This window comes from Moorena sp. SIO3I6 (assembly GCF_010672095.1).
In genome coordinates this window covers 1-19,580 of the sequence record NZ_JAAHHU010000006.1, presented here as the reverse complement: position 1 = coordinate 19,580, position 19,580 = coordinate 1, and the positions used below count along the sequence as shown (strand labels likewise).

Sequence of the window (19,580 nt, the reverse complement as noted above, 5' to 3'; positions counted from 1 at the left end):
TGTAACTTGATTAATCTGCAACCTACCAACCTGCAAGTTGTTAACTCGATTAACCTGCAACTTGTAACTCGATTAACCTGCAACCTACCAACCTGCAACTTGTAACTCTAACAACCAGCAACTTGTAACTACTTCTTAATTATTGGCGACCATTACTGACACAAAAAGCTAAAATAATTCAAACCTTCTAGTATACCACCTGCACAGTTAGCTTGAGCCATGTAATGGTAATCTGCTGAGTTGTTTTCGTACCACTCCCGAAGTTCTGGTCGGGCGTTACCCACTATAATTCCTCGGGAAAAGCCAACGCTAAATAAGGCAATGTCATTTCCTGAGTCGCCACAAACCACTGTCCGTTCCGGCTCAATTCCCCACTGTTGTCGTAAAAATTCTACCGCTAGACCTTTATCGCTATTGCTGGGTAGAATGTCTAAGTCTTTCCCACCACTATAGATCAACTTGAAATTAAGACCCGTTGCCTGAAGCTGAGATTCCAGTTGAGGTAGCACCGTCAAAGCTGCTTCTTCCGTCAGGTGATAGCTGACTTTAAAGGGACGTTGTTCTGATTCTACTTGGGGAATTAAGTCAGGATATTGGGCAGCCGTTTCGACAATCATGTCCCGATCCCAGCCTTCAGATAACTTGGACCACCAGTCTGGATTGGGCGTATCTTGGCCATCATTATCATAAATTTCTGTACCCACAGAGGTGATCAGAGCATCTGGATCAAGAAGTGGCTTCTCGGCTTTCAGCTCGTGGTAGGAACTATGGGATCGCCCTGTAGCATAAACGATTCTTGTACCATGTTCTTGGCGATGCTGACTTAGCAGAGGGTTCAGTTTAAGCAGAGCCGGATCATCCCCTACTAAAGTATTGTCAAGGTCAGTTACAAACAGAAATTTAGTCACGATAGGATTAGGGTTGGTAATCTCGCCAAATGCTTAGAGTTTGGCTATTGCCTTATTGTCCTACATGGGTGTAACTGAAAAATGCCCTTTCGCTACAATTGATTTAGCTATCTGGCCTGGTACTAAGCGCAATCCCTATGACATAGACAGTTATGGCTCATCTCAACCAACGCCGCCCTCAAAATATTAGTGGTGACTTTTACGTCGATAGCACCTGTATTGATTGTGATACCTGCCGTTGGATGACTCCGGAAGTGTTTCATCGTGCTGATCAGCAGTCTGCAGTTTATCATCAACCTGCTAATGATACAGAACGCTTGAGAGCTCTTCAAGCCCTATTATCTTGTCCCACCTCTTCTATTGGTACTGTTGAGAAACCTATAGAGATTAAAGACGTTCAGCAGAGTTTCCCGATCCCAGTTGCAGACAATGTCTACCATTGCGGGTACCATTCTGAAAACTCCTACGGTGCCGCTAGCTACCTTATCCAACGCCCCCAAGGCAATATTTTAATCGATTCTCCCCGCTTTACACCGCCACTGGTCAAAGGTCTAGAGGCAATGGGTGGGATTCGTTACATGTACCTGACCCATCGGGATGATGTGGCAGATCATCACAAATACAGACAGCATTTCCAGTGCGATGTTCCTTCGGAACCGCGTTGCGAACGCATTTTGCATAGAGATGACATTACCACTGATACCCGTGATGTGGAAATTCAGCTCACTAGTTCCGAGTCTTATCTGTTAGACAAGGACTTGTTGATTATCCCAGTTCCTGGTCACACCAAAGGTCACACTGTTCTACTGTACAATAACAAATTTCTCTTCAGCGGTGACCATCTTGCTTGGTCTGATCAACTTCAGCAACTGATTGCCTTTCGTCGCCACTGCTGGTACTCCTGGGAGGAATTAATCAAGTCAATGGAGAAATTAACCAACTACTCCTTTGAGTGGGTATTACCAGGACATGGACGCCGGTATCATACTGATGCTCAGACTATGCAAGATCAGCTGAACCAGTGTCTTGTCTGGATGAAGCATAAAGGATGAAGCATCAAGGATGAAATTAAGTAACCACCTAAAATCTTCCCCCTGATCTCCTTGATGCTCCTACTTTGGTAAAACATACCCAAGTCTTGGGTTGATCCCTCATTACGATCACATTTCAGCCATCCAATCAATTGTTCTAGCTCAACACTTTTGCCAAAAGGTTTTTGATCTCGTCCCCACCTTGGCTTTGAACGAAAGAGAGGACAATCGGTAGAAATTTGGAAATCATCCCACTATCCATTTCTAGTTGATCAAAACCTCCTGCCAGGGTAGCTAGAGTGCCTAATTGTCCAACGCCACCACCCATTGATGCCGCTAATCCTCCCAAGGCTCCCATCATGCCACCACTTTTTGGTGCTGCTTGGAGCAAATCATTTATCCCTGGAATATATTGCGCTACTTGGGCAAAACTCTCATCTCCCAGCTTGTCCTTTGCCAGTTGGAAAATAAGTCCAGCTCCGCCTTGGGCTTGATTTTCTTGCACTCCCAGGTTTTCGGTTAACAGTTGAATTAGTTCCATAGATGCTCTCTTATTCGATTGCGATATCGTTGCCGCCTTAATTTAACATCCGATCGCAAAAATACTTATTTATTTACATTTTTTTAACATAGTTATCTATCACTATTTAGATTTTATCTTTTTTAACACAACCCATAACATTTATACACAACTAGTAACTTAGAGCAGTAAGTTCATTTTTGGGCTATAAGCTAGCTGAATTTAAGGGTTAAGGAAATTAACAAAAAATTAATCATTAATCTATAGCAATCCGATCGGATTCGTGAACAGTAACAGGTTTTACTCAGGATTCAGGAACGATCCGACTCAGGGCGATTTTCAATAAAAAATTGCTAGATTACATTTGTTAGATTACATTTGATTACAGGAAACCGCTGCAATCTTAACTAAATTACTAAAAAATCTAAAGTATTGATAATATAAATAAAATATCGCGCTTAAGCTGAATAATTGTTTTCCAAGTTACGTAAAATGAAATCCAGAGGTGCGACCCGTGGCGAATTTAATAATTAGATGCGGAAAGCGCACCTAATAAAAAACTTTGACCTATCTGGAGGTTTCTATGGTCAGCTACGCATCACCAATGGGAATGGGAGTTAAGTTAACAGCTAACCCAGGGGATAGAATTGCCACTGAACCCCAAACTATTGAGGAAAAAGCGAAGCAGGTTGCTGTGGATACGATTGATATTACAGGGGATCACATCAAAGTTCCCACTTACTTCGTAGTGAAATACCCTGATGGTGACACCAAGGCACTACACCATGTCAAGGATGCTGAAGCAATTTCCGATCTGATTCGGCAGATGCAACTGCAGCAAGAAGAGTGGCCTCAAGAATCAGAGGAAGTTAAACATTGGTTGAACCTACCTGGCATCCTTGTAATATTGGCTGGTTTCTTAATGACTTCCATTGTCCTAGTTGGTATTTTCTAGCTGCGCTAATCCTGCACGAGTAATCATGAATAATGAGTGATGAATGATGAACCTTAGACTATAGCTAGGGCTGTATCATTCATCCTTCATTGTTGATCATGTTCAGATTAGATGCCATTAGATGCCATGGGTTCCATTTGTCACTCACCTCAGCATCATTTGAGGTGGTGTTGTGCGCCACAATTGCTCTAAACCAACTGCTGGCATAGTTAGATACAAAAGATCACCAGCGGCTAGGTTAATTTCCAATAAATCCCAGCCATGAATCGTTTGATACTTAGTTTCTAGATACAGTGGTACAAAGTCAGCGGACCTGGCAGCATCTTTAACACGGCGTCCACAGAAGGGATGCTCGGTGGTAATCTTAGTTGCTAAGGCAACCCAAAGCGTATCACCAATCATACCATTGCCTAACACTTGTCCACCTAATGCCGCAGCTGCAAAAGAAGGAGTGGCTAATTCTGTGGGAGACAATACTGCTTCAAATTCAAACACTTGCTGTACCATGTGGGAAAAGTGGGGGTCTTGATTCCGGACAACCACTGACAATTTCGAAGCTAGACTTTTGGCACTTAGAGCAATTTCTAAATTGGCAGTATCATCACTAGTAACTGCTAAGAGGGCTTCTGCTCGTTGGATGTGTGCTGCTGTGAGTGTAGCAGGTAAACTGGCATCTCCGTGAATGACTGCAATACCAAGAGAACGAACAATGTTCAGGAAACGATTGTTGGGGTTACTTTCAATGACCACCAATTCATGGCCTTGGGCATGAAGTTGGTAGAGGATTTGGACTCCTACATTTCCCAGTCCACATACAACGTAGTGATTTCTGTAGGGAACTCTCGCAGCATCCCAAAACTGTTTGAGTCGGGTACCTAAGACAAAATCGTTTAGTAGAGCATAGCAAATCCCAATCACACCAGCCCCTACTAACATCATCACAGCAGTAAATACCTTAATAGTGTCCGGGGACTTTTCTGCTACTTCTTCTTGACCACCAGCACCCGTAATCATACCCACAGAAAAATATAGAGCATCAACAATAGAGGTTTCTAAGTTGACACACACATAAGTCAATGTGGCTGTAAAAATTATCAGGAGTAGGAAAAGGGTCACTACTAACATTGGTTGAGCATGATGCTGAAACTGTTGTAAGTTTGTGAAAACTTTCAGCAGTTTCTGTAGCCAGGATTGGCGTTTAGGACGAAACCGAGGCTGAGTACCAATAATTAAGCGATCGCCAGGTTGTAACTGTTTGCCCTGAGCTACTGCGGAAACTAGATCTAAATTCGAGTCCATCGGTAGGTAGTAGATCAACATTCGCCTACGCTCATCCCACAGGTCACTCAACTGTGTTCCCATCCAAGGGTGGCTTTCGGTGATAATTTCTTCGTGTATCGGCCAGGTTTGATTGTGTAGCTTGAGTTGCCCAATGGCTCGATTCCCCATTGCTGCGAAGGCAAATACCGGTGCTGCTAGAGAAGAAACACTCATGCTGACATGATCGGGTAGGGTCTGATCTAAACGAGTACCTAGGCTGCTATTAAACAATCGGTTAACGATCCGAATCCGTGGATTAATCACTCGTGCCTGAGTCAGGATTGCCAGATTGAGAGCATCGTCATTACAGGCGAGAACTAGGGTTTGGGCATGTTCGAGTCCAGCGGCAAGTAGGGTAGAAACAGCCCGCAAGTCTCCAATAATAATATTGTTTTCGTCACCAGGCATTATTCTGTTGCTGATGCCAACAACAGCTACTCCCTGCTGCTTCAGTAAGCGGAATATTTTGTATCCAGTGCGACCCAAGCCACAGATAATGATGCGGGGTTTCATGTGTCAACCTTGTTGACCGAAATAATAGTTGTCGTTTTGCATCTAGCTAAGTGTTCTTTTACAATTCTTATCCAAGATAGCTCAAAGAATTGTAGCGGAAGACACTGCTGCTGGGAAAGAAAGGGTAAAATCTCGCCCCGTAAGCGATTGAGGTAAGCTCGAAATACCGATTAACCTTATCCCCTGCTCCTCTGCGTGCCTGCTTCGCAAGCCGATTCAATATATAAATTAAAATAAAATCAATAAATTAGATATATAAATTAGATGATGTAGATGCCTCACAGCTGATCACTCCCTCGACCCGTCACCCCCTGATCACTTCATCTTCACAAGGAACTGGCTATAAATATCTATCAAGGTTTACTAGAAATGGGGCAGCCTCTCAATGGCTGGAAGCCTGTATTGACTTGATAGGGCAACCTCCTGCTCGTATATGAACTCGCTGTAGTCAGCTAGATTGTCCAGCCCCAGAAAGTTGAGGATGATCTCAGCTGCTAGCCAAATTGTTATTCTAACCAATAACTGCCGCCATCGTATTATCATTGCATCAGACCTCCTGAGTATAGGTGAGGGAGGTTAGGTTTATAGTTGTAATAGTCTGTTCAATTAAGTTATCAGCCTCAATTTTGTTTTTTATGCGCGCCGTATGCAGCAATTCCGTCCCGGTGCGCTTACAGTCGTCGAATTAAATTCGCCGACTGTAAGCGCACCGCTTGGTGAACGTTTCAATTCAAACTTGACAGGGCTCTAGCCGCAATGTTTAGGACTACAGTAGTAGTCGAAAATAGGGTGATAAGCTATTTTGGGGCAGATAAACTAGGATTTAGGAAAGAGGCTGAATGGGATATCACGTTATTTACGATGGCGACTGTAATCTTTGTGTGACTCTGGTACAACTATTAGAAAATCTGGATCAGGGCAAGCTATTTGATTACATACCCATGCAGGATAAAGAAGCTTGCGGAAAATTAGGGGTAACACCTCTCGAGTGTGAGATGGGTATGATTTTGATCGATGCTTCTTCTGATGATTGTCGATGGCAAGGAAGTGATGCCGCTGAAGAGATTGGGCGTCTATTGCCATTGGGTAATATCTTTGTATCCGCTTATCGGGCAATGCCTGGGGTGAAGTCGGTAGGGGATCAGGTTTACGAGCAGATTCGGGATAATCGTTACAGTTGGTTTGGTAAGCGTTCTACTACGTATAAATCGGTTTACCCAGTAGGTTGCAAGGCTAATCCCAGTTGAGGCTAGACTAGAAACTCAATCATAAGCATTCAGCCGTCAGCCTAATGCCGTCACCCTAATGCCGTCAGCCGTCAGTACCTCAAGTAGCGCATGAGCAGCAGAGCAGCAGAGCAGCAGAGCTAAATGCTTACACTCAATCAACTTTTATCCGCGCTTCTTGTAATTAGAAACACACAATTCCCTATTTTAAACTTTGGGGATAAGCTTAACCTATAGGAAAGTTGAATGTAATGTATTAGAATACTTATTTTCCTGGACTAATCATCTGATCGTGATGGGTTTTCCATCACGGAGATTGTCCCATAGGAATAGTTACATCAATACCATCAACGGCAATTGAGTGATATTCAGCCATGTCGATCGAAAAACTTAAGCCTGCCGACAAAGGAGCTGTCGGGATTTATGTTCCCTACTACCAGGGTAATAAACGGAATCTTTTACCTATAGCAATTAGCCTCTACCAACAAGGGTCTTTGGAAGGTCGTCGCCACATAGAAGGCGGTGATAGTATTCCCTTCGTTGCTACTTGGTTTGTATCTAATCTTCCTTCGGAATTAACTCGTTGCCGATTACAGTTTGATGGTAACGCGGATCTCAGTTACGAACTGACTATGCAAAATTCTGAGTTTGTGAATTACTTAATCGAAGTGATTATGAACTTTAAGCGATCGCGCATAACGGATTTTTCCAAGGCATTCTACCGCAAACTACTACGCATTGATGAATAAACAACCAGTTTTATAGCCAGTTTTATAGTTATAGGAGTGTAAATAAGGGGTGGCAAAATCCGCTAAGTATTTACTAATTGGGTCAACAGAAGCTTACAGCGGTAAGTCAGCAACGATCCTGGGAATTGCCGATCAACTGCAAGCAAAAGGGATAACGATTGCCTACTGTAAACCACTGGGTACCTTTTTGAGTAGCAATCAAGGGTCAACGATAGAGGAAGATGTCCAGTTTATCACTGACATACTTAAGTTGCCAGATAACATGGTGCGATCGCCTTTGCTGTTTATGGATGCTCAAACCATTGAAAAACGCTTGGGAGGACAAGACTCAACCGATTACCGTCAGTCTCTTCAAGACTATCTCCAACCACTAAATAGTGATGTAGTTTTGGTGGAAGGAGCAGCAACCTTGAGTGCGGGGACTCTGTTTAACTTATCATTACCAAAAGTTGCTCAGACAATTGATGCTGCTGTCTTATTGGTGGCTCGTTTTCACTCGGTTTTACTAGCAGATGCGTTGTTATTTGCTAAGCAACGTCTAGGGGAAAGCTTACTGGGAGTTTTAATTAATGATATTCCCCAAGACAAGCTATCAAGGGTAAAAACAACATTGAAACCGTTTCTGGAACGGCAAGAAATCCCAGTATTGGGAATGATGCCTAGAAATAATCTGTTGCGCAGTGTTAGTGTTCGGGAACTAGTACATCAGTTGCAAGCTAATGTGCTATGCTGCCCTGACCGCTTGGATTTGATGGTGGAAAGCTTGACCATTGGGGCGATGAATGTCAATGCTGCTCTGAAGTATCTACGCAAGGGCGTTAATATGGCGGTGGTGACGGGAGGCGATCGCCCAGACCTTCAGATGGCTGCTCTAGAAACCTCAACCCACTGTTTAATTCTTACCGGTCAAGTTCAGCCTCAAGCGGTTATTCTCAGACGTGCTGAAGAGTTTGAAATTCCCGTACTTTCCGTTGATTTAGACACCCTCACTACTGTTGAGATTATTGACAATTCTTTTGGTCAAGTACATCTCCATGAAGCAATTAAGGTGGAGTGTATGCAACAGATGATGAATGAATATTTCGACATTGAGCGGTTGATCAAGTTACTTGGTTTGAAACCAGCTTTATAGATGCATTAGTTGAAGGTTAAAAGGTGAGAAGGTTATTCGCACAAGGCGATTCTGTATAGGGTAGGTTTGCAGGTTCCGTAGCGTGGGCTATTGGCCAAGGTTAAAACGTTAACTTGAAAGTTACTAAATAAATTATAACTCTGTTAAAGGTAACTCTATTATAGCGTTTATCGTAGCTATGAGGTACACATTATTTTTTCCCTCTTACCTCTTACCTCTTACCTCTTACCTCTTACCTGCTCCCTGCTCCCTAAAACCAATAAATTTGTACCTCAAAAGTCGTATAATTGCTATAAATTAAATATGAAAACAATTCTGGTTTTTGTCATCATTAATTTTGAAGGTTGTCAGGTTATAATGTTGAAGGTTAAAACGTTTGCCAAAAGGCTACGCTAAGCGAACAACGTTAAACTTGCTTGCCTTCTAACTCTTTTCAACTTTCAATTTGCTAACTTGTAATTTTGTTAACGATGAAACCAGTTATTGTTTTCGGCAGTATCAATATGGATTTGGTAGCCAAAACTCCCCGGTTACCAGTTCCAGGTGAAACACTACAAGGCCATGAATTTTTTACTGCTCCTGGTGGGAAAGGGGCCAATCAAGCTGTGGCGGTAGCACGGTTGGGTATCCCCACTAACATGGTGGGGCGCGTTGGTTGTGATGATTTTGGCACTCAGCTACGCTACAGTCTAGGGGTAACGGGTGTTGACATCGATAGCGTTTTGGTTGAGGAGGCGGTGAGTTCTGGGATTGCAGTGATTTCGGTGGATCAGGCTGGGGAGAATACCATTATTTTCCTGGCTGGTGCTAATGGGCATGTTAATGAAACTGATGTGGAACGCCTCAGTAGTTTGTTGCCAGAAGCCGCTGTTTTATTGATGCAGTTGGAGATTCCCATGTCAGTGGTGCTTTTAGCAGCAGCCGCAGCTCAGAAAGTGGGTTGTCCAGTGATTCTTGATCCAGCACCAGCTCAGGACTTGCCAGAGGAACTGTATGGCATGGTGGATATTATGACACCGAATCAGTTGGAAGCCTCTGTACTAGTGGATTTTCCTGTCGATACCATAGAGTCAGCGAAGAACGCATCAGAAGTACTGTTGCAACGAGGTGTGGATACGGTGATTGTGACCTTAGGGGAGCAGGGGGTTTTCTGTGCCACTGCTTCTGAATCGTTCTTCGTCCCTGCTTTTTCTGTTGAGGCTGTGGATACTGTGGCAGCTGGAGATGCCTTTAATGGTGCAATGGCTGTGGCAATAGCCAAAGGGTTACCGTTGCGGCAAGCGGTAATATGGGGAGCTGCAGCTGGGGCGCTTGCTGTGACTAAGGCTGGGGCTCAGCCGTCTTTGCCGGATAAAGAGACATTCAATGCCTTTCTCACAGAATTAGGTATTAGCTATTAGCTATGATACCATGATAGTCTTAGATATTAGATATTAGATATTAATTCTTAGATATTAATGATTGCTAATAGATCATTTACCCGAAATTTGCTACTACTGGAAATCCTGATGGTGGAGCTACTCATTAATACTAATTAATCCAGTTTGAGCAAATTATTGAGTTTTGGTAGTACGTCTTTTTCAAAACTCAGCCACTCAGCAGTCACTACTATACAGTAACTATACAGTAACATCCTCATAAATTAAGGAGATGGGACAACTAAAATCAATGCTAGTCAAGTGAATTTCGTCTCCTTCTGTGTAGGGATTGAGTTCCCATTTGCCTTGTGGATTGCGCCGGAAGCACTCGATAGTGATCTGTTGAGTATCAATCAAAAGGTATTCTTGTAAGGTTTTGATGCGGCGATAGTTAGCAAATTTGCGACCTCGATCAAAGGCTTCAGTGGAGGGAGAGAGGACTTCTGCAATTAGACAGGGATGATAAATGACTTTGAGGGCATTGCTGTCTCGTTGGTCGCAGGTTACCATGACATCAGGGTAGTGAAAGGGTCCTTTTTCTGATACACCCACTTTGACACTAAAGATAAAAGGACGACACGAACCTCCCCGCAAATGGCTTTTTAAGGCAGTGGCAAGATTCAGAGCAATGGTTCCGTGGGGAATAGTTCCCCCAGTCATAGCATAGACTTCGCCGTCGATGTATTCATAGTTAAGTTCTTGCTTTTCTTCCCAGTCTAGATAAGCTTCGGGAGTCATGTACTCTCTGTGATAAGAAGCAACCATAACCACCTCTTTTATGTCCTGTTTTGGAGCTAGTTGAGCTTGATTTAAACTATAGCGCGAAACTCCCCCTGACCGAAACCGCGACATATGATAAGACAAAATATTTTTGCTTTCATACCTGCTCGCTTTCGACAGGGCCTTCAATATTGCTTTTTCTAAAAAGGGGTATTGTAACTGTAAACGTTGTCCCTTGGTTGAGAGTGCTTTTAACTTCGATTTGACCGTGGTGATTCTCAACTATTGTTTTAGCGATCGCTAAACCTAGCCCAGCTCCTTTTGCTGTATCATAAGGTCTAGCTGGATCAGCTCGATAAAAGCGATCAAAAATGTGAGGTAATGCTGATGGTGATATGCCTCGACCGGAATCAGTTACCTTGACTTGAAGGAGGTAGCGCGGTCTTGGGGTTCCCCCCCATGAGGGAGTAACGGTGAGGAATGGCAGGTTTCTTGCCCTATGTTTGCTGGGAGGTTCTAACTGTTGTAATTCCACTTGAATAAATGCTTCCCCTGGAGTTTTGGTAGAAGCGGGTGTGTATTGCACAGCATTATTCACTAGATTGGTAAATAAACGTGCCAATTGATTCCAATCCCCCTCAAGGGTAAAGGCATCTTCGTCGAATGTTGGATTTTGGAACACCTGACTAGGGCAGGCTGGCCGAAATGCTTGACCATCCTCCATCTCCCCCTCTTTCTCCTCTGTCCCCTGTACCTGATCGGGATTGGGGATGTCAATCAAGTACAGGGAAATCCCTTTTTCTGTAGCAATCAGTTGTTGCTCCTCGATCACTTCCATTAGCAAAGCATCTAGGTGGACTAATTGCCACTGGGGTTTTACCATACCGCTATCAGCACGAGCCAAAAACAGCAGGTCATTGACCAGTTTTCCTAAGCGCTGGGTTAATCGCTCTATCACTTCGAGTTGGTGCCGTTGCAGCTCAGATGCCAAATCGGGATCCCCCAGAGCAACTTGTACATTAGTCTGAATCGTGGCAATCGGGTTTCTGAGTTCGTGGGAAGCATCAGCAGTGAATTGTTTGAGCCGTTGGTAGGACTCCCGTACTGGTTCCATAGCCATACCAGATAGTAACCAACCAATAGCACCAGTAGAGATAATTATCACCACTGTACCTAGAGTCAGATCAAATATCAGTTGGTGGCTGGGTTTGGTGACTTCAAACCATGGGTGGCTAACCCGTAAATAACCCAAGATATAATCCTCGATTTGCACCAGTTGGGTTAACTGTCGCAGGAGATGCTCTGCTGATAAATGAACTGTTGCCCTAGTGGTGTTGGTCTTTAAGGGAATAGTTAAGGGTTCTGAGAAGGTTGACCACAGCAAATCCCCCTTCGGACTAAACCACTCCAGGTCAATGTGGTCATCTTCTACCCCATCACTATTGTCTCGAAAACTGGCTTCAATGTTAAATTGGTAGGGCATCTCGCCATGGTCCACAGGTTGAATCACCAGTGATCGCTCTACCACTTCTACGACATGTTTGAGGGTGTCATCAACCCGTTCAATCAGGGTGTGGCGGACATAAAGATAGACAGCAGTTGCAAATAATAACAGTAAGACTGCCGTGACCGTAGTGTACCACAGAGCAAGGCGTCGGCGAGTAGTTTGAAACATGCTTATTTAACTCAGATCTTGAGCACAACTGAGAACCGAACCAGTTGCTGCCAGTGTAGAGGACAAAGCTAAAATTGATATCGTGTCCGACTTGTCAGAAACGATCAGCCCTTAGCCTAAGCTGATCATGCCTAATGCCTTCAAGGATAAACCTAATTCTTGAAATCTTACTACGATTACGCCTCCTCAGATTTAAGATTAATTTTATCATTCGAGGCGAAATGATCCATCGAAGACCCTCAGACGGTATACTTTTTAGTATTTTAATCCCCTTAATCTCAAGGATTATACGGATTTTATGTGAATTTTTTAGGAAATTATCCGTATAAGTACGGAGATAACGATTAGTGAAATTACGGTGGAAACAGGTTTTTTTTTAAGTCAACATTAACATAATAGAGTTAATTCATATCTCACAGATGTTTGTTGATTAGTTAACGGTATTTCAATGTCATCAACATACCTACCAGTCACTTCTCCTTCAGCTGATCAAAGCAATTTCCCTGCACCAGTCCCTGCTTCAGTTATTTATTTTCAGAATAAACTGCCCAAAGAAAGACCAGAGCATCCTGATTGTACCCGAATCCTCTTAATTGAGGACGATATCCAGGATATTGAGCTCATTAAAGCATTACTCAAAAAGGCCAAACATTTTCCAGCAACACTCACCCATGTAGAGACCTTAGAGCAAGGTATCGAATGCCTAAAGCATGGAAATATTGATATCGTACTCTGTGACCTGTTCTTACCAGATCAGCAAGGCCTAGAGACATTTTGTGAAATTTATGCCCAGTTTCCGGAAGTGCCTATAATCATTCTGAGTGGACTGACTGATGAGAATTTAGCCATAGAAGCGCTACAAGAAGGAGCACAGGATTACTTAGTTAAAGGACAATTTGATCGGAACCTATTGGTACGAGCGATGCGCTATGGCATTGAGCGGCAACGACTGCTGTTAGCACTGAAGCGACAAACTGAAGCCCTACGAGCCAGTGAAGAGCAATTTCGCACCATGATTACCAGAAATGCTGATGGTGTTGTCATTATTGATCACAATCGAGTGATTCAATTTGTTAATCCAGCAGCAGAATCCCTGATCAACTGTAAAGCGGAAATACTCCAAGGAGAAATATGGTGCAGTTCCCTAGTGGTTGGCCAAACTACAGAACTAGATATTTGCTCCTCCTATGGAAAAATTGTTATTGTCGAAATCCAGCTAGTAGAAATTCAATGGGAAGGGAAAAAAGCCTATATGGCATCACTGCGAGATATCACCACTCGCAAGGAAATAGAAATTGCTCAGAAGCAACTGAATGATGAGTTAGAACGTCGGGTTAAAGAGCGCACAGTTGAACTAAGAGTAGCCAATGCTCAGCTCCAAGTTTTGGAAGTTAAACTACGTCAATCACTGGTGAAAGAGAAAGAATTGAGCAAATTTAAATCTCGGATTATCTCTAGCATTTCCCATGAATACCGCACCCCATTAACTACGATTTATTCATCAGCAGCAATCCTGGAACGGTACTGTGATAAAATTGATCCGACTCGGCAAGTAAAACATTGTAGACGTATCCAATCCATGGTTCAGCACCTGACTGGTTTAGTGGATGATGTGCTATTTATTAACAAGACGGAATTTGACCAACTAAATTTCAAACCAGAACCTATATACTTAGTTGGATTTTGTATTAAATTAGTTGATGAAATCAAATCTAAAACCACAGATAAACACCAGATATTGTTTAGCCATGAAGGTGATTGTAAGGAATTTACATCAGATCCTAAGATGCTACGACAAATGCTAACTAATCTCCTCTCTAACGCTATTAAATATTCTCCTCAAGGAGGCACAGTCGAACTTAACCTTAAGTGTGAAAATAATCAAGTAATACTGGAAGTTACAGATGAAGGTATTGGCATTCCTAAGCAGGAGCAAGGTGAGTTATTTAATTCCTTTAGTCGCGGGAGTAATATCGGTTCCATAGGGGGAATTGGATTGGGCTTATCAATTGTAAAAAGTTATGTGGAACACCATCAAGGTGAAATAGTTATGGAAAGTGAAATAGGTGTAGGTACTCGTATTAAGGTATCTTTACCATTGCTTCGTTAGTGGTTAGTATGACTTACAAAAATTGATTTATTTAACCGCAAATCCCCATAAGATGCGAAGCTCCGAAGACTAATATATAGCAAGTCTTATACCCATGAGGTACAAATCTCTGGGTTTTAGGGAGCAGGGAGCAGGGAGCAGGGAGCAGCGGATATGGGAAGAGGGAAGAGGGAAGAGGGAAAAAATAATGTGTACCTCATAGCTATGATAAACGCTATAGTTGGTAAAAGGTATTTTTAAGCCATCATATATAGTTCCGTTAAATACTTATAGAAATTATTATTTTGGTGAGGGATAAAGCTTATCCTTTTAAGGCAAAAGGCAAAAGGCAAAAGGTAAGCATTCAGCTACGTGGCCAAGGCCAACGGCTGACCGCTGACCGCTGACCGCTGAATACTTACGTTAATGGAAAATGGAAAATGAAAAATTCCCAATTCCCAATTCCCAATTCCCAATTCCCAATTCCCAATTAACAGCCATAGGCAGAAATTATCCCCTCATAAAAAATCCTTAGACTCCAGTTATTTTTTGTCTTTCAACTGCTTCGTAACTGATTGAGCTTTATCCTTTAAGTGTGCGGTAGTAGCATTGGCTCTGTCTTTCAACTGCTCAGTGACTGATTGAGCTTTATCTTTGAACTGTGCGGTGGTAGCTTTGGCTTTATCCTTCAACTGTTCAGTGACTGATTGGGCTTTATCTTTCAACTGTTCTGGTATATGTTGAGCTTTTTGCTTGACAGCTTGAAATTCCTGGACAGTTTTTTGATAATCTTCCTTGATCAGGTCTGTAGCTTGACCAATTTTTTGATTAAGTCCTTCCCCATACTGTTTACTATTTTGAGCAACTGCATCCAGTACAATTACCCGCTTGCTGCCAATACTCGAAATTGCTACTGGTGGGAGTAGATACATACCATCCATAACCCCATGCCAGCCAACGTCGGAGAAGAGATAGTTAACTACAGTACCGCTTTTGGGTTTGAGCAAGTAGTCCACTAGCTTACCAATTTTGTTACCCGCATCTGTCCACACTTCATGTCCGATCAGGGAATCCCAAGACTCGGTGTTCTCTTGAGTTTTGTGATGTTTGCTAGTGTTGACGAGAATACTATCGGTGCCAATACTCTCTATTTGACCCCAAGCAAAGTACCGTTTTTTCGTCCCAAGTAATCCAGACTTACACCTTAAGGCAACAACTCGATGAGCTTGATAGTCCAACAAGAGTTGATCGACATGACCAATTTCTTCGGTGGTCTGACGCTCTAATACTAGACGATTGAGTAACTGGCTCTGCCTGATCGGTTTGGCTTGGAGAAATAATAAAGACATCTGTTCATGTATCCAATAGTTAAGAACTGGCGATCGCGGTCGGAAAAAGACACAGAAGGCTTTGAGAGGTAAGCTATCAGACCCTCAGCCCCTCACCACCTCGAGCTTAGAGCTTACGTTCAACAGTTAAACCAAAAGCTGAGTTTATGTCTGTGGGAAGTATATATCCTTGATCGGACAATACAGAAAGCTACTATGCTTCCATAGTCTTTCCTTAGAGTCTTTGCTTAAGCTTCAGATTCTGCTTGTGTACCCCTCTGTGATTTTTTCTATCTTTAGCTTACAATAATTTAGTCATGATTTAGTCAAGTCTGATCTAGAGGATTACCACGGAGTGAGTAGAGACTATGCGCTTATTGTTTTTGATTTCAGGCTTTGTGATCGGCTTAGCTATAGCAGCGATATTATTCGCCCTTCAAAATAAAGAAATTGTGTCGGTAAACTTTGGAGTTTGGACTATAGAAGAACCTTTATCTATAGTAATTCTTTTAACTCTATCTATGGGCTGTTTAACTGGTTTATTAATCTCCACACCTACTTTAATTAACCAAAGTCGTAAACTAGCTCGGCAACGGAAACGGATTAATGAGTTAGAGCAGGATTATAATGAAACAATAGGAAATATTGAGAATCAACGCAAAAGGATAGAGTATTTAGAAGATAGTTTGAAAAGTAACATAGGTGCTTCATCAGCAGAATCTGAGCCGCAATAGCTGGAAAAATGTTAAGCATATGCGCTACGCCCACGCTGCGCGAACATCGGTCAGGGGTCGTCAGCTAAAATAAACCCTGTGCAGGGTGCGCCTATGGGCAATGGGCAATGCGCAAACGGTAAAATTTAATAGTTCGAGATTAATGAGAATTGAAAGTCAACATAAAAGTACATCAGCATAAGTAAAAGAGATTAAACGAATACTTATCTCTTTTCTTAAAAAGCACCTCAAGTAGCGTGGGCGTAGCGCATTAGCTGATAGCTGATACGCGACACGCTGATAGCTTACCTAATTTTATCTACCTAATTTTAACTACCGAGCAAAGATTCCAACTCAGTTTTTAATGATTCAAAATCTGACACCCTTGACACCAGTAAATTATCCTTACCAGCATCATTTAATCGTTGTTTCCAATAACTGATTATTTCTGGGTGATTCATCCAGAATTGAATCACACTGTCTACAGCTTGATCTAGGCTCCAATCTGCCTGGGAGGGAAGGGTTTCAGCTGATTCAATTAAAGCATCAAGGGTACACTGATAAGTACCTAAGTATTTCAGCCTTGGTGGAACTTTTCTCTGACTCAACGTCTGTTGATGATTGAAAAAGTCTAGGACAGGAGATACTCCTAAGATTTCAAAGGTGTATTTCATAGGTTTAATACCTTCCTTTTTACCAGTTATTCTTTTTGCCAGTGATCTCAACCTTTCGAGCCAAGGTCATCGAGATGAGTAGATTTTTCTTTGTTCTGTGTTCTGCGTTCTGGATAAGAACTCTGACTGTTTACTAATCCTATAGAACTGCTATTCACTAAATACTAAAGGAATTGTTAAATTGGTTTTGTAGTAATTGTAACACAATGTTATAGCCTGTAGCACACCGGAACAGGGAGTAGGGAGTAGGGAGTAGGGAGTAGGGAATCGGGAATCGGGAATCGGGAAGAGTGAAAAAATCTTGTGTATCTGATTAGACTAGAAAGTGCTATAATTCCCTATCTCCCTATCTCCCTATCTCCCTATCTCCCCACCTCCCCATCTCCCCACCTCCCCATCTCCCCACCTCCCCATCTCCCCATCTCCCCACCTCCCCACCTCCCCATCACCGGATTAAGGGGCATCCTGCCATTCTGGGGTCAGGGTGCGGTAATCGTAGTTTGCGACACTGGGATGACAGGTAACACAGGTTTTAACCCCAAAGGGTCGAGGAATTTTCACTCGCGGATGTAGGGCTTTGAAATAACGGGATTGGGTCATACGATAAGGTACTTCTTCGTCTTTGTTATGGGGACGGGAGAAATCTCGCAGGTATTGCCAGGTGAGTAATAAACTTGGACCAAGCAGTCTTCGGAGTTGGGTACCATAATGTTCCTGTGGCTCTAACAATAACCGACGCCAGGTTTCGGTAGGCAATACTTCTGGTGGCAAAGCAATGTGACAACGGGAACAGTTTTCTAGGTAAAGTTCTTTGCCTAATTTGTAGCGCTTGGACACTGGGTCCATTGATGCGATTAATTCGGTGGGGGTGGAACTAACTGTTTCTGGCTCAATCGTATATCCTACGGCTCGCTCCAGTCCCCATCCTATGCTAATACTCCAAAAAATCAACAATAATAATAGAACCCAAGCTGAACGTCTACGGTTTCGCCTTGGGTGTCTTGACTTCAAAAATTTGGACATACCTCACACACAACACTCTTTAAGGAATTGGTACAGAGCGCAACAATTGCTCAACAATGGGCTGAGCACGACGCCCCCCCGAGGTAATGAGACGATGGGACAGTACATAAGGTGCCAGGAACTTGATATCATCTGGAATGGCGTAATCTCGACCTTCGATAAAGGCTAGTGCCTGGGTTGCCCGTTGTAAAGCAATGGTACCGCGAGGACTGACTCCTAAGGTGACATCTTCGGCGGAACGGGATGCTCTGACTAAATTGAGCATATACTCTTGTAGTGACCGTTCTACTTTCACCTGGTGACAAAGATTCCGTAATTCTAATACTTCATCGGTGGTGATACAGGGGGTGAGCTCGGAAACCATCATGCCTTCTAGATGGCGTTGCAACATCTGGAGTTCTTCTTGTTCTGTGGGATAACCTAGGGATAAGGATAAAAGGAATCGATCCATTTGGGCTTCTGGCAAGGGGAAGGTACCTTGATATTCCACAGGATTTTGGGTGGCAATCACGAAAAAGGGCTGAGGTACGGGACGCGATCGCCCATCTACGGTGACCTGCTGCTCTTCCATTACTTCTAGTAAGGCTGACTGGGTCCGGGGTGTGGCTCGATTAATTTCATCGGTTAGCAAGACATGGGTAAATACTGGACCTGGCAGAAATTCAAATTCACCACTGCGCTGATTCCAGATATTGGTTCCGGTGATATCGGTAGGTAATAGGTCAGGGGTACATTGAATACGTTGAAATTTGCCATCTATGGAACGGGCTAGGGATTTCGCTAGCAGTGTCTTGCCCACACCAGGGATATCTTCGAGCAAGGCATGACCCCCAGCCAATAAGGCCACAATCACTATACGAATGGCATCTGCTTTACCAACAATCACACGACCGAGATTTTCCTGGAGCTTTTCAATTCTTTCTCTCATATAGCAGTGTTCAATTGGGTGAGGGACAAAGTCTTTGGTTTTAGGGAACAGGGAGCAGGGAACAGGGAACAGGGAGCAGGGAGCAGGGAGCAGGGCAAACATCGGTTTGTGTACTTCATTAATATGAAAACCGCTATCAGTTTTAGAACATGCCCTATCTCCTATAAGCTATGTCTTACCCCGATTCTAAATTCTAAATTCTTCATTCTAAATTCTTCATTCTAAATTCTAAATTCTAAATTCCCGTGAGCATAAACCCCTAAGATTCAGACTCTTCTTCCTCCATGGGTAGACTTATATCAAGAAAAATTAAAAACTTCCCATCAGGCATGAGATGTTTCATGGCTTGGGAATAGCTCCTAGCATCAGAAGGGTTCCAGAACCGAGCGAAAACTAATGGTGGCCTGCCTCGCAATAGGCGAATCACCACCCACGGGTGTAAGCTGGGACGATAAGACATAATTGAGGTATCTCCTTTAAAGGGGAGCCAGAGCCAGCCTTCGGCGTGAACATCTTCGGGCTGGCTCTTACTTTGGCGGGTAAGGCAGGAGATGTTACCATCTCCTCCTCCCCTAAGAACCGGACTTGAGACTTTCACACTCATCCGGCTCAAGCCTATTCAGTCCACCCTTTTGTGTAGATGTTTATTTTTGGCTTT

The 19,580-nt window shown here is 43.1% G+C and carries 20 protein-coding genes; 9 read left to right on the top strand and 11 right to left on the bottom strand.

Annotated elements, in window-relative coordinates; genetic code table 11:
• Positions 1 to 152: 152 nt before the first annotated feature.
• Positions 153 to 908: a sucrose-phosphate phosphatase gene (locus F6K49_RS04375; protein ID WP_293040130.1), complete on the bottom strand. Its 756-nt coding sequence runs from the start codon at positions 906 to 908 to the stop codon at positions 153 to 155.
• 152 nt (positions 909 to 1,060) lie between these two features.
• Here F6K49_RS04375 and F6K49_RS04370 point away from each other — a divergent pair, with 152 nt between their 5' ends.
• Complete coding sequence (locus F6K49_RS04370) at positions 1,061 to 1,960, top strand: MBL fold metallo-hydrolase (RefSeq protein WP_293027497.1); 900 nt, start codon at positions 1,061 to 1,063, stop codon at positions 1,958 to 1,960.
• A gap of 136 nt (positions 1,961 to 2,096) precedes the next feature.
• Here F6K49_RS04370 and F6K49_RS04365 read toward each other — a convergent pair whose 3' ends face one another.
• Complete coding sequence (locus F6K49_RS04365) at positions 2,097 to 2,507, bottom strand: DUF2780 domain-containing protein (RefSeq protein WP_293027511.1); 411 nt, start codon at positions 2,505 to 2,507, stop codon at positions 2,097 to 2,099.
• A gap of 514 nt (positions 2,508 to 3,021) precedes the next feature.
• Here F6K49_RS04365 and F6K49_RS04360 point away from each other — a divergent pair.
• Positions 3,022 to 3,414, top strand: a complete 393-nt coding sequence (locus F6K49_RS04360; RefSeq protein WP_364305526.1) for a hypothetical protein — start codon at positions 3,022 to 3,024, stop codon at positions 3,412 to 3,414.
• A gap of 144 nt (positions 3,415 to 3,558) precedes the next feature.
• On the opposite strand, the gene F6K49_RS04355 is transcribed toward F6K49_RS04360, so the two are convergent.
• The gene (locus F6K49_RS04355; protein WP_293027500.1) at positions 3,559 to 5,247 is read right to left on the bottom strand and encodes an NAD-binding protein; all 1,689 of its coding nucleotides are present in this window, start codon (positions 5,245 to 5,247) and stop codon (positions 3,559 to 3,561) included.
• A gap of 839 nt (positions 5,248 to 6,086) precedes the next feature.
• Between F6K49_RS04355 and F6K49_RS04350 the strand changes: the two genes are divergently transcribed.
• The 5 genes from F6K49_RS04350 (at position 6,087) to rbsK (ending at position 9,754) form a co-directional block, all read left to right on the top strand.
• Entirely contained in the window at positions 6,087 to 6,494 is a 408-nt protein-coding gene (locus tag F6K49_RS04350; RefSeq protein ID WP_293024549.1) for a DCC1-like thiol-disulfide oxidoreductase family protein, read from the top strand.
• A gap of 353 nt (positions 6,495 to 6,847) precedes the next feature.
• The gene (gene ebsA, locus F6K49_RS04345) at positions 6,848 to 7,222 is read left to right on the top strand and encodes a type IV pilus biogenesis protein EbsA (protein WP_008191631.1); all 375 of its coding nucleotides are present in this window, start codon (positions 6,848 to 6,850) and stop codon (positions 7,220 to 7,222) included.
• Positions 7,223 to 7,271: 49 nt separating this feature from the next.
• Positions 7,272 to 8,354: a phosphotransacetylase family protein gene (locus F6K49_RS04340; RefSeq protein WP_293094576.1), complete on the top strand. Its 1,083-nt coding sequence runs from the start codon at positions 7,272 to 7,274 to the stop codon at positions 8,352 to 8,354.
• Positions 8,355 to 8,532: 178 nt separating this feature from the next.
• On the top strand, positions 8,533 to 8,655 hold the full coding sequence (locus tag F6K49_RS04335) for a hypothetical protein (RefSeq protein WP_293094573.1): 123 nt from the start codon (positions 8,533 to 8,535) through the stop codon (positions 8,653 to 8,655).
• A 169-nt stretch (positions 8,656 to 8,824) separates the two neighbouring features.
• A complete protein-coding gene (rbsK, locus tag F6K49_RS04330) occupies positions 8,825 to 9,754 on the top strand; it encodes a ribokinase (protein WP_293040119.1) in 930 nt (309 codons plus the stop codon).
• A 219-nt stretch (positions 9,755 to 9,973) separates the two neighbouring features.
• Here the strand turns inward: rbsK and F6K49_RS04325 are convergent, their stop codons facing one another.
• Positions 9,974 to 10,537, bottom strand: a complete 564-nt coding sequence (locus F6K49_RS04325) for a Uma2 family endonuclease (RefSeq protein WP_293040117.1) — start codon at positions 10,535 to 10,537, stop codon at positions 9,974 to 9,976.
• 112 nt (positions 10,538 to 10,649) lie between these two features.
• A complete protein-coding gene (locus tag F6K49_RS04320; protein ID WP_293024540.1) occupies positions 10,650 to 12,167 on the bottom strand; it encodes an ATP-binding protein in 1,518 nt (505 codons plus the stop codon).
• A gap of 448 nt (positions 12,168 to 12,615) precedes the next feature.
• On the opposite strand from F6K49_RS04320, the gene F6K49_RS04315 reads away from it, so the two are divergent.
• Positions 12,616 to 14,277: an ATP-binding protein gene (locus tag F6K49_RS04315; protein WP_293024538.1), complete on the top strand. Its 1,662-nt coding sequence runs from the start codon at positions 12,616 to 12,618 to the stop codon at positions 14,275 to 14,277.
• A 521-nt stretch (positions 14,278 to 14,798) separates the two neighbouring features.
• On the opposite strand, the gene F6K49_RS04310 is transcribed toward F6K49_RS04315, so the two are convergent.
• Positions 14,799 to 15,605, bottom strand: coding sequence for a PRC-barrel domain-containing protein (locus F6K49_RS04310; RefSeq protein WP_293094570.1), 807 nt, complete (start codon positions 15,603 to 15,605; stop codon positions 14,799 to 14,801).
• 347 nt (positions 15,606 to 15,952) lie between these two features.
• Between F6K49_RS04310 and F6K49_RS04305 the strand changes: the two genes are divergently transcribed.
• A complete protein-coding gene (locus F6K49_RS04305; protein ID WP_293080410.1) occupies positions 15,953 to 16,318 on the top strand; it encodes a LapA family protein in 366 nt (121 codons plus the stop codon).
• A gap of 308 nt (positions 16,319 to 16,626) precedes the next feature.
• Here the strand turns inward: F6K49_RS04305 and F6K49_RS04300 are convergent, their stop codons facing one another.
• From F6K49_RS04300 to F6K49_RS53195, 5 genes are all read right to left on the bottom strand, one after another.
• Positions 16,627 to 16,971 (bottom strand): hypothetical protein, encoded by a 345-nt coding sequence (locus tag F6K49_RS04300; RefSeq protein WP_293043224.1) that lies wholly within the window; start codon positions 16,969 to 16,971, stop codon positions 16,627 to 16,629.
• Positions 16,972 to 17,424: 453 nt separating this feature from the next.
• Positions 17,425 to 17,994, bottom strand: coding sequence for a cytochrome C (locus F6K49_RS04295; protein ID WP_293043221.1), 570 nt, complete (start codon positions 17,992 to 17,994; stop codon positions 17,425 to 17,427).
• Positions 17,995 to 18,013: 19 nt separating this feature from the next.
• Positions 18,014 to 18,922 carry a MoxR family ATPase gene (locus tag F6K49_RS04290; RefSeq protein ID WP_293071929.1) on the bottom strand — a complete coding sequence of 303 codons (909 nt, stop codon included), beginning with the start codon at positions 18,920 to 18,922 and terminating at the stop codon, positions 18,014 to 18,016.
• A complete protein-coding gene (locus tag F6K49_RS04285) occupies positions 18,919 to 19,041 on the bottom strand; it encodes a hypothetical protein (RefSeq protein WP_293094566.1) in 123 nt (40 codons plus the stop codon). Before F6K49_RS04285 ends, F6K49_RS04290 begins: the two co-directional genes overlap by 4 nt.
• A gap of 140 nt (positions 19,042 to 19,181) precedes the next feature.
• A complete protein-coding gene (locus F6K49_RS53195; protein WP_366514122.1) occupies positions 19,182 to 19,520 on the bottom strand; it encodes a hypothetical protein in 339 nt (112 codons plus the stop codon).
• Between the last annotated feature and the right edge of the window lie 60 nt (positions 19,521 to 19,580).